Source organism: Pseudomonas sp. PA-4-8C, from assembly GCF_021606625.1.
GTDB lineage: Bacteria > Pseudomonadota > Gammaproteobacteria > Pseudomonadales > Pseudomonadaceae > Aquipseudomonas > Aquipseudomonas lactis.
This window is the reverse complement of the sequence record NZ_WKCD01000209.1, coordinates 1-10,058: the sequence shown is the minus strand read 5'-3', so window position 1 is coordinate 10,058 and position 10,058 is coordinate 1. Positions and strand designations below refer to the sequence as shown.

12 protein-coding genes and 1 pseudogene are annotated in these 10,058 nt (G+C 58.6%); 9 read left to right on the top strand and 4 right to left on the bottom strand.

What is annotated here, in order from left to right:
- A partial coding sequence (mutS, locus tag GIW04_RS22795; RefSeq protein WP_236479210.1) for a DNA mismatch repair protein MutS occupies positions 1–1,847 on the bottom strand: 1,847 nt, incomplete at its 3' end.
- Between the two features lie 379 nt (positions 1,848–2,226).
- Positions 2,227–2,508, bottom strand: a complete 282-nt coding sequence (locus GIW04_RS22790) for a DUF3077 domain-containing protein (RefSeq protein WP_032893303.1) — start codon at positions 2,506–2,508, stop codon at positions 2,227–2,229.
- Between the two features lie 413 nt (positions 2,509–2,921).
- Between GIW04_RS22790 and GIW04_RS22785 the strand changes: the two genes are divergently transcribed.
- Positions 2,922–3,470, top strand: coding sequence for a hypothetical protein (locus GIW04_RS22785; protein ID WP_120247577.1), 549 nt, complete (start codon positions 2,922–2,924; stop codon positions 3,468–3,470).
- Between the two features lie 285 nt (positions 3,471–3,755).
- Here GIW04_RS22785 and GIW04_RS22780 read toward each other — a convergent pair whose 3' ends face one another.
- Positions 3,756–4,127 (bottom strand): hypothetical protein, encoded by a 372-nt coding sequence (locus tag GIW04_RS22780; protein WP_032893301.1) that lies wholly within the window; start codon positions 4,125–4,127, stop codon positions 3,756–3,758.
- Positions 4,120–4,608, bottom strand: coding sequence for a Panacea domain-containing protein (locus GIW04_RS22775; protein WP_003189004.1), 489 nt, complete (start codon positions 4,606–4,608; stop codon positions 4,120–4,122). Before GIW04_RS22775 ends, GIW04_RS22780 begins: the two co-directional genes overlap by 8 nt.
- Before the next feature lie 225 nt (positions 4,609–4,833).
- Between GIW04_RS22775 and GIW04_RS22770 the strand changes: the two genes are divergently transcribed.
- The 8 genes and pseudogenes from GIW04_RS22770 to GIW04_RS22735 form a co-directional block, all read left to right on the top strand.
- Positions 4,834–5,577, top strand: a complete 744-nt coding sequence (locus GIW04_RS22770; protein WP_169855582.1) for a LexA family transcriptional regulator — start codon at positions 4,834–4,836, stop codon at positions 5,575–5,577.
- Positions 5,578–6,167: 590 nt separating this feature from the next.
- Positions 6,168–6,506, top strand: a complete 339-nt coding sequence (locus GIW04_RS22765; RefSeq protein WP_003189007.1) for a phage holin family protein — start codon at positions 6,168–6,170, stop codon at positions 6,504–6,506.
- Positions 6,507–6,529: 23 nt separating this feature from the next.
- A complete protein-coding gene (locus tag GIW04_RS22760) occupies positions 6,530–7,045 on the top strand; it encodes a hypothetical protein (RefSeq protein WP_120247578.1) in 516 nt (171 codons plus the stop codon).
- A gap of 3 nt (positions 7,046–7,048) precedes the next feature.
- On the top strand, positions 7,049–7,660 hold the full coding sequence (locus tag GIW04_RS22755; RefSeq protein WP_003189010.1) for a phage baseplate assembly protein V: 612 nt from the start codon (positions 7,049–7,051) through the stop codon (positions 7,658–7,660).
- A gap of 9 nt (positions 7,661–7,669) precedes the next feature.
- On the top strand, positions 7,670–8,002 hold the full coding sequence (locus GIW04_RS22750) for a hypothetical protein (RefSeq protein ID WP_003189012.1): 333 nt from the start codon (positions 7,670–7,672) through the stop codon (positions 8,000–8,002).
- Positions 7,999–8,994 (top strand): baseplate J/gp47 family protein, encoded by a 996-nt coding sequence (locus GIW04_RS22745; RefSeq protein ID WP_120247579.1) that lies wholly within the window; start codon positions 7,999–8,001, stop codon positions 8,992–8,994. Before GIW04_RS22750 ends, GIW04_RS22745 begins: the two co-directional genes overlap by 4 nt.
- Entirely contained in the window at positions 8,991–9,629 is a 639-nt protein-coding gene (locus GIW04_RS22740; RefSeq protein WP_120247580.1) for a phage tail protein I, read from the top strand. The genes GIW04_RS22745 and GIW04_RS22740 overlap by 4 nt, the downstream gene beginning before the upstream one ends.
- Positions 9,626–9,955, top strand: a pseudogene (locus GIW04_RS22735) (hypothetical protein); the annotation flags it as partial. The gene GIW04_RS22740 and the pseudogene GIW04_RS22735, both read left to right, overlap by 4 nt.
- Positions 9,956–10,058: the final 103 nt, after the last annotated feature.

Here is a 10,058-nt window from a genome sequence, read left to right as displayed (position 1 = left end):
GTGATCACCAACATGCGGGTATCGTCGTCCAGCGACAGGTCATTGGCGACGAACGGCGTGGTCAGCACCTGCTCTACCACCGGGTGACGGCCTTGCACGATGCGCATGCACGGTTCGCTGACAAACCGTGGGCAGTTGAGGTCCAGGTTCAGCGCCCGTTCGGCGAGGTTGCTCAACACATCCAGCTCCGCCAGGGCGGCGGCGGTGTCTTGCAACGGCGCCAGGCGGCTGATCAAGTCCTCGAGCAAGGCTTCGTAGAGCATCTTTTCCCGCGCCAGGGCGCGGCTTTTGGCCGACAGCGCCTTGTCTTCGAACTCCTTGAGCTCCGGGGTGATAAAACGCTCGGCGCCCTTGAGGGTCTGGCGACGTTGATAGTCGATAGGCGCAGACTCGGCTTGCTTGCTCGGCAGCTCAATAAAGTAACCGTGGACACGGTTGTAACCGACCTTAAGGTTCGCCAAGCCGGTGCGGGCTTTTTCGCGGGCTTCCAGGTCAATCAGGAACTGCCCGGCGTTTTCGCTCAGGGACTGCAGCTCATCCAGCTCGCTGTCGTAGCCGGTTTTCAACACGCCGCCGTCACGGATGATCGCGGGTGGGTTGTCGATGATGGCTTTTTCCAGCAGCGCCGCGAGGTCCGGGTACGTGCCGGCAGTCACCGCCAACTGTTGCAGGTGCGGCGTATCCAACTCCGTCATTGCCAGTTGCAACTGCGGCAGGGCGCTCAAGGCATCACGCAGGCGCGCCAGGTCGCGGGGCCGCGCATTGCGCAGGCCGATTCGCGCGAGGATACGCTCGATATCACCGATTTCTTTCAGTTGCGGCTGCAGCTTTTCAAAGCGGTAGCCGTCGAGCAGGCAGGTAATAGAGGTTTGACGCGCTTGCAGCACGGTCACGTCCCGCAGCGGACGGTTCAGCCAACGGGTCAGTAAGCGGCTGCCCATTGCAGTCTGGCAACGGTCGACCACCGATTGCAGGGTGTTATCGCGCCCGCCGGCCAGGTTGGTATCCAATTCCAGGTTTCGACGGCTGGCGCCATCGAGCACCACGGTATCGTCCAGCCGTTCATGACGCAGGCTGCGCAAGTGCGGCAGGGCGGTGCGCTGGGTTTCCTTCGCGTAGCTGAGCAGGCAGCCAGCAGCGCCGATGGCCAGGGTCAGCGTTTCGCAACCGAAGCCTTTAAGGTCCTGCACCGAGAACTGCTGGCACAGACTTTTCAGCGCCGAATCGCGCTCGAAATCCCATGGTGCACGCCGCTTGGTCCCACGACGTTTCTCCGCCGGCAAGTCCTTGGGCCAATCATCCGGAATCAACAACTCCACCGGGTTGATACGTTCAAGTTCCGCCAGCAGGTTCTCCCAGCCCTTGATCTCCAGCACGCTGAAATTGCCGCTGGTGATATCCAGCACCGACAGGCCGAACAAACGCTCATCGCCCAACACCGCCGCAATCAGGTTATCGCGACGCTCATCCAGCAACGCCTCATCACTCACCGTACCCGGCGTAATGATGCGCACCACCTGGCGTTCCACCGGCCCTTTACTCGTGGCCGGGTCGCCGATCTGCTCACAGATCACCACCGACTCGCCCAGCTTCACCAGCTTGACCAGGTAGCCTTCCAGCGAATGGTAAGGAATCCCACACATCGGAATCGACTGCCCCGCCGACTGCCCGCGCGCGGTCAGGGTGATGTCCAGCAGCTTGGCGGCCTTCTTCGCGTCTTCATAGAAGATCTCGTAGAAGTCGCCCATGCGATAGAACATCAACTGATCAGGGTGCTGGTTTTTCAGGCGCCAGTACTGCTGCATCATCGGGGTGTGGGAGGACAGATCGGAGGTGTTTTTACTCATTGGGTAATAGGCAAATTCGTTGAAAGTGATGGGGCAAAGGGGGCGCGTGGTCCAGTGTCGATCAGTTTAGAAAGGCGCACGTCAAAACAAAGCAGGTCGAATGTGGGAGCTGTCGAGCTTCAGCGAGGCTGCGATGGGATCACCGCCCTGTACCGGCGGGCCGAAGCACCCGCATCGCTGAAGTTCAAAAGCTCCACACCTTGCCCAATCGTGGTCGCTTAACTGATCGGCATTGGGCGCTTGGCCCAGCATTTTTTGCGATGGGCGCAAGGTTAACATGCGAAGTCGACCCTTCGCAGGTCGCAAACGACCCGGTAGAAATAGAAGAAGGGGCGGCGCATTTATCAAAATACGCCGCCCCCTTCTTTTTATCGCCCCTTTACTGAATGTTGCCGGGCGAATCCAACACCTTCACCACATCATCAACTACCGCCTTGACCATCTCCTGCAAGTAATGCGACGCCCACGCATAACGGTCCGTCTCCTTGGTCATCGCCGCATCTTCTGCGAGCAGCTTGGCGACATGGAGAAGATCGGAGGCGTGGTGCAGGGCTTCTTGCAGGGAAACACCGCTGTTGACGCGGAATAGAGGTTGGTCGGAGTGAAAGGAGAAGGGGGTGACGCCGAGGGTGGTTAACGCAGGCGGATTTGTAGCGGTCATCGGTAAAACTCCCATATCAAGTGAGAGCTACCACGTTCGTTATCAGGCGAATGGGGTGGCAGCTGTGCGCAGGCTGATAAACCGGAGATACAGGAACCCGGCAGACCCGAAGGTCTCCCACGCACAGCCGCCATTGCACGAAATGAGGGGCGAAAAAAAACGCCTGCAAATCGGGTTTGGTGGCGCTTGTTGCGCCTGCATCTTGACGGGTTATCAGGCCCGGTCGCTGAATTGGCAGCGACGAATGGAAGGGTAGCGTGGTGATAGGGAGGGTGCAACTGGGAAACTGTGTCCTGGAAATAAATGCGTCCGCTTTTCTCCAGTAGGCAGCATTGGAGAAACACGCCTCCTAGAACGATGTGGCAGGTAATATCATGATTCGACTAGTTTGAACTTCGCAACCTGGAAAATTTATGACGAGTACCCTGAAGTATCAGATTCTTGCTGGGCTACCGGGCGAAGGGCCTCTTCCTTTGCAGTTCAGCGCTACCGGCCAAGGGCACCATAGTGAAGGATTCGTCATCAGGTTCTCGCCAGAGGCGAAGCCTTCTTGGGTGGGGAATTTTCAACCGGGTTTTTGCCGCTTCAGTTGCGTTCTGACGCTGGGTTCAACTTTTCATGTGATGATAGTTGCCGGTGGTCAGGGTTATATCGTGGACATTCGTAGCGGCGTTCTCTTGAAGCATTTCGGTGGCGATATCGAGTACTTGGTCAGCATTCCAGAATTAGACAGCATCCTTGTTTCAAATGGGGTGTGGCTCAGGCTTGTTAAAGGCGAGGCTGAGGTCTGGTGCTCTGAGCGCCTGTCTCTGGACGGGATTAGAAATATCCGAATCTCGCTCGCGGATGGGATCATTACAGGGGAGGGATGGTATGTAGACGATTGCTGGTATCCGTTCAAAGTCTGCATCTCCTCGGGTGAAGCTACGGGAGGAGTTTTCGAGTCGCTTGACTTCAGCTAAGTCCATTTCTGCGTTTCTGAATGATTAGCTACCGGCCGCTCTGGAAGCAGTTCGCGCCGAATCACCAAGCAGTAACACCGCCATAACTCAGCGATTCATCGCTCTGATCACTCTTTTTTTCCAGCGCCATTTTTACAATCTGTCACGTTGGGATAAGGCAGGCAGACCAGAATCATTTTACTCTTCGGTTCAAAGCCGATGCGATCAATGCCGGGAAGGTGATGATCTGGCTTTTTCGCAGCATATTAATCCTTCAAAGTTGGAATGACTGCGCGGTCCAATAGGCTATTTTGACCTACGCCCACTAGCCGGAAACAACCCTCTGATCACCCCCAGAAACGCCGCAAACAAATTGATTGAAGTCGCCGTAGTGATGGCAATCAGTACATTGTCCGAGAACGGCGCTTTACCCGAGTAATACGTCGACCACCCATTCCACACCAGCAGAACCGCCCAGAAGATCACGCCGCAGGCAGCAAACCAAAACGCCCGCCCCGCATACTTCTTGCGCAGTTGGCGTTCGGCCTTTTGGTCTTTGAGGTTCTGGTTTCTTTCATCGTCGGTGCCTATGGCTTGCTCGCCACCGGCTTGGGTGTCCTGGTCAGGCCCTGCCGCGGGGGGCAGGGTGAGTTCCAGGTTGTCGAGTTCTTCACTCACGGATGCGGCTCTTTGGGTGAATGAGTGTTGCCATGTCTTCCCAGTCGATGGCGGAACCGTCGGCGCCCTTGAGGGCCCAGGCTGTGCCGTCCTCGTGGGACAGGTTGGACAGTTGGGTGCCGGACCATTTGCCGTATTTGTTGATGATCCGGTCAATCAAGCGATGGGTGTAGGTGTCGCTCTCAGGCACTCTCGGTGTCACGAAGACAATGTCTTCGGCGTCGGGCTTCAGGTTGCTGAGCAACGAAGTGACCGGACGATTACCGTAGGATTTCAACTCATGGTAAAGCGACGGGATGACCGGGCCATATTGCCAGCGGGCGAAGTGATCATCCATGAGGGGCTGATCCCGTTCGCGCAAATGCCAGGACTGCGTATAAAACAGCAGTTTTTGCAGCTTCATGGGCGTCAGGCCCGAAAGCTTGCCTTCTTTCGCGCGTTCAATGAAGGCGTTAGCGACAGCTAGCGCTGAATAAGCCATGAGCACCTCCGTCTTTGCTGGCTACGTTGTCAAAGAGTTTTATAAATAGGCCTTGAGTTGTCGACATGCAAGGTGTCGACCGGCAGCAATCCCAAGCTGTCGGAATAATAGAGTGTCGACGGCTGGTTGCATATACAGTATTTTGATTCGAGTTAAGTGAAGTTCGGATGTTTAATGCATAAATATGCAAATTAGCATTTGCCAACCCCAAAAACTCCCGTCACTATCCGCGCTATGCAAAAACGCAACGTTTCTATCGTCTTAAGAGAATTGCTGGACCGCGACCGGATCTCCCCCACGGAGCTTCACCGACGTACTGGCGTGCCTCAATCCACACTGTCCCGGATCCTCAGCGGCAAGATCGTTGATCCGTCGGATAAACACATCTCCCGTATCGCCGAGTATTTTCGCGTGAGCACTGATTACCTGCGCGGGCGCGCAGCAGTGGGCGCTTTGCGCGATGACGGGCGCGACCCGATGCATTCGGAACTCAAGGACATAAGCCTGTGGGACGACGACACCCCCGTTAATGATGACGAGGTGTCGATCCCCTTTCTGCGCGAGGTTGAATTGGCTGCTGGATCAGGAAGATTCGTCATCGAGGAAAGCGAAAAGGCCAGCCTGCGGTTCGGCAAGCGCAGCCTGCGGCATAACGGTGTGCAGTTCGACCAGGCAAAGTGCGTGACGGTGCGCGGCAACAGTATGTTGCCGGTGTTGCGCGACGGGGCCACGGTAGGGGTGAATGCCGGCAAAAGCGGCATTGGCGACATCGTGGATGGCGACCTGTATGCCATCAATCACAACGGCCAGTTGCGGGTTAAACAGCTCTACCGCCTGCCTTCCGGGATTCGCCTGCGCAGCTTCAACCGTGATGAACACCCCGATGAGGACTACAGCTTCCAGGAGATCCAGGATGAGCAGATCAGTATCCTCGGTCATGTTTTCTGGTGGGGCATGTACGCCCGCTAACCTCCACGCGTAAGAAGAAACCCGCCCATGTGCGGGTTTTTTTTCGCCCCTAGAAAACCGGCCAAGCCCAAGCCCGCAAGGCTTCCAATGCATTCGTGCATTTTCAGGGCAAAAATAAATGCATCTGTGCATTGACTGTATATGCATACATGCATATTCTTCACCTCAAGCCAGCCAACAAGGCCTGGTGGAGGCAGCAAGGATGCTGCCAAGGAAGACAAGGAAGGCACGCAATATCGGCAAGGACGCCATCGAAGCGATGGCAGGGATGCCAGGCAATACCGGCAAGGATGCCGACGCTCTTTAGTTTCAACGCTTCAACAACAGGCAGCGATGAACCGGCCTTAACGGTTCAGAGGGTTGGCAACTGACCCGGGTGTGCAGCGTAAAGCACCAGAAGCAGTTATCCGGCAGACAGGGATCGTGGTCGGAAAAACATCGAGGAAAGGACCGTACCGCGCCAGTAGCGTCGAAAGTCCGAGGACATCATTACTGAAAAGCCCGGGCGACCGGGCTTTTTGGAATGCCTACCTACCCAAGCATTTGTAAATGAAATACGGACTATTTATTGCTCAGCCAGGAGGCGTGACATGACAAATGAACAGCAAGCGTTAGCGGAAATGCCTATCTGGCTGGTGATCGTATTGGCGGTGATCGGCGGGGTGTCAGGTGAAATGTGGCGCGCCGATAAAGAAGGCGCACGTGGTTGGTCGCTGATCCGCCGTCTGGCCCTGCGTTCCGGGGCGTGCATGGTCTGCGGGGTGTCGGCCTTGATGCTGTGCTACGCCGCCGGCATGTCGATCTGGACCGCCGGCGCCATTGGTTGCCTGACCGCCATGGCCGGTGCCGATGTGGCCATCGGCCTTTATGAACGATGGGCGGCCAAGCGCATCGGGATCAACCAAGGCTCCGGCCAGGACCCGCACTAATCGTTGCAAGGACGCGACTTAAAATGACGTTTATCGATAAGCCATCCCAACTGCCCCAAGCCATCGGCGCGGTGCTGCATGCGGCCTTCCCGGACATCAAGGTCGGCAGTCACCAAGACTTTCAAGGCGATGCTGAACAAACCGGCGTAATGGTCACGGTCGAAGGCAATGGCCCGGGCATTCGCTCTCGCGAGGGGCGCAAGGCCCACGTCCTGGCCATTTCACTTAGGGCCATGGTCGCCCCCGGTGCATTGCCGTTCGATGCCTGCGACCTGGCCAGCCAACTGATGGATCTGGTGCTGGATAACCGTTGGTACCTGCCCCAGGCGCAGTGCGATTTGCCGGCGAATATCGTCGCGGCTCCCGCTGTGCGCACTTCCGTGGAAACGGACTACGACACCTGGACGATTTCCTTCACTCAAACCCTCTATCTAGGGCCGACGTTACTCGACGATCCCACAGGCCAACCGCTATTTGCCTGCACCTGGGACGTCTCCGATATCGACGACCCGGCCCAATACAAGCCTCTGGCGGAGTAGCCCATGTTCGACGCGCTGTTACGCATGCAATTGGGACCGATCGTCGAGCGCCTGGCCGAGATGGAGTCCCAGCTCGAGGACCTCTACCGGCGCGCCGAGAGCTTCTGCCGGATCGGCATCTGCCAGCAGGTCGATGCGGCCAGCAACACCTGCAAGGTCAGCCACGGTGACCTGCTCACCCCGGCGATCCGTTTTTTCAACCCCAGTGCCGGTGCACAAACCGAAACCCGCATCCCCACGGTGGGTGAGCAATGCCTGCTGCTCAACTACGGCGGAGGGGAGGGCGGTGTGCAATCCGTGGCTCTGTTCGGCCTTAACAGTGATCGCTTCCCGCCGGTCTCCAACGTGGCAACGCTGACTCGGCGCCGGCATCAAGACGGCACCCAAAGCGACTACGACGACGCCAGCCACACCTTCAACTGGATCAACGGCCCTACCACCTTCAGCGGTTCCCGCGAACAGGTTGACGTCAAGGTCGGCGCCGCCAGCCTGACCCTCAGCGCCCAAGGCATCACCCTGCAAGTCGGCGGCACCAGCCTATTGCTGGATGCCGGCGGCGCGCACTTCAGCGGCCCGGTGGTGGACCATCAAGGACGCGTCATCAGCCCCCGATAAGGACACCCCATGCTCGGAATCGATAGGAACACCGGGGCGGCCGTCGACGACTGGCTGCAATTTGTGCAGCGCGCCACCCGAGCGCTGACCACCCCCATCGCAACGCGGCAAAAGCGCCCGTTGTACGGCTCGCTGATCCCGCAGTTGCTCGGCCAGAACCTCGGCGACGACCTGTTGATCCTCGCCCAGAGCCACGCCGCGCAGGCCTTCTACAACACCCACAACGGCATCGGCGACTTCGACCCTCAGGTCATCGTCGCCACCCGCCAAGGCGCCGGCCTGCTGCTGCGGTTTGCCGGCACCTGGAAAAACCGCCAACAATCCTTCGAGGTCGTGACATGAGCATGCTGATCCCCGGCCAGAACCAACTGGCGGAACCGACCATCATCAAGGTCGATGAGTTCGAACCGTTGCTGGCCGAATTCAAAGCGTTTGTCATCGACTATGTCGCCACCCGCGCACCGCAAAGCGCGGCCAAACTCCAGGTCAGCCTCGACAACGAAAGCGAACTGCTGACCCTGGCCCTGGAAGCCTTTTGCGTGCGTCTGCAAACCCATGAGCGCAAATACAACGCCCGCATCAAGCAGATGCTGGCGTGGTGGGCCACCGGCAGCAACCTGGACGCACGCCTGGCCGATATGGGCCTGGAACGCCAAGTACTCGACCCAGGCGACCCGGCCGCGTTCCCGCCGGTGCCGCCCACCTTGGAAAGCGACGACGACGCCCGCCTGCGTTACTACCTGGCGCCCCACGCCCCAGCGGCGGGCTCGCGCATGCAGTATCGCCGTGAAGTGTTCACCTTGGGCGAGCGCCCAGCAGTGAAAGTGCAAAGTGCGACGCCCGGTGTGGTCACGGTCACCTACACCTTCGACCCGGACGGTTACGCGGCCCAGGTCAAGGACGGCAACGCTCGGCGCACCGCACCGGGCGAAGTCATGGTCACTGTGCTTTCCAGGGAAGGTGACGGCACGCCATCTGCCGACTTGCTTGACGGTGTACGTCGACATTTCGCACGGCCGGATGTACGGCCCGAAACCGATCTGGTCAGCGTTCAAGGCGCACAGATTCAACCTTATAAAATTCGCGTGGTGGCCATGATCAACGCCGGCCCAGACTCGGGGCTGACCCAAGTGGCGGCGCAGAAACTGCTGCAAGACTACGCAGAGTCCTGCCACCGCCTGGAAGGGCGGGTGGACCCCAGCTGGATCGACTACGCCATCCACAGTGCTGGCGCTGCGCAACTGCACATCCTCGAACCGCTGGCGCCGATTGTCAGTACCGCGTTCCAGGCCCCGTATTGCACGGGTGTCGAGGTGGAGGTGCGCACGCTATGAGTGAACCCAACGCAAGTTTGCTGCCTGCCAACAGCTCACCGCTGGAAAAGGCCCTGGACCTGGGCTTCGGCAGATTGCTTGAGCGCGTCACCCCGCCATTTCCGGCGCTGATGAACCCGCTGTACACGCCCAGCGAATTCCTGCCTTACCTGGCCGCAGACCGTGGCGTCAGCGAATGGGATGCCGAGGCCAGCGAGGCGGAAAAACGCCTGACCGTGGCCTTGTCCTGGCAGATCCAGCGCCAGGCCGGCACACCCAAGGCACTGAGCCATGCGGTGGAGTCATTGGGCTTCACGCCCCATATCAGCGCCTGGTACCAGCAACGTCCGCTGGGCGTGCCTTACACCTTCGACGTGCAGGCGATAATCGGGCGCAGCTGGTCCAGCGGCGACCACAACCGGCTGATCCGGCGCATCAACGCGGCGAAAAGTGAGCGCGATCAGGCGACGATCACCATCGTGCATGAGACCGAAGGCCAGCTCGCGCTCACGCAAGTGCTCGACGCGCCTTTAAGCGACGGTGAGTTCTACCTGAACGGCGCGTTGCCGGAATTGTCGCTGGTAGCTCGGCTCAACAGTGCCGGGGTTGCCCAGCACTACACCATTAACGATTACGACCTCAGGGCGCAGCCATGACAGATGAAATCACGCGCCTGGTGCGCTTCACCTCCAAAGGTTTGGATGAAGTGCTGCAGGCAAAGAACCAGGGCCTCAAAGGCGAAATCACCCACATCGGCGCCGGCACCGGCCGCTACGACCCCGACGGCACGGAAGTGGCCTTGCGTGACGAGCGCCAACGGGTGGCCATCGTCGATTACGAAGACCTGGGCGAGCGCCAACTCAGGATGGCCGCGCTGTTTGACGGCGACGGCGAGTATGAGATTGGCGAGTTCGGGTTTTACCTCGCCAGCGGCACTTTGCTGGCGGTGTATTCCGTGGCGGGTAAGTTGCTGACGTATAAAGATGGCTCTTATATACATCTCCGAGCCCACGAGACTGTCGCTGGGAACTCGTATGCCGTCTTTTGCTTGTAAAAAAAAAAAAGTGAATATGTCGATCTTATAG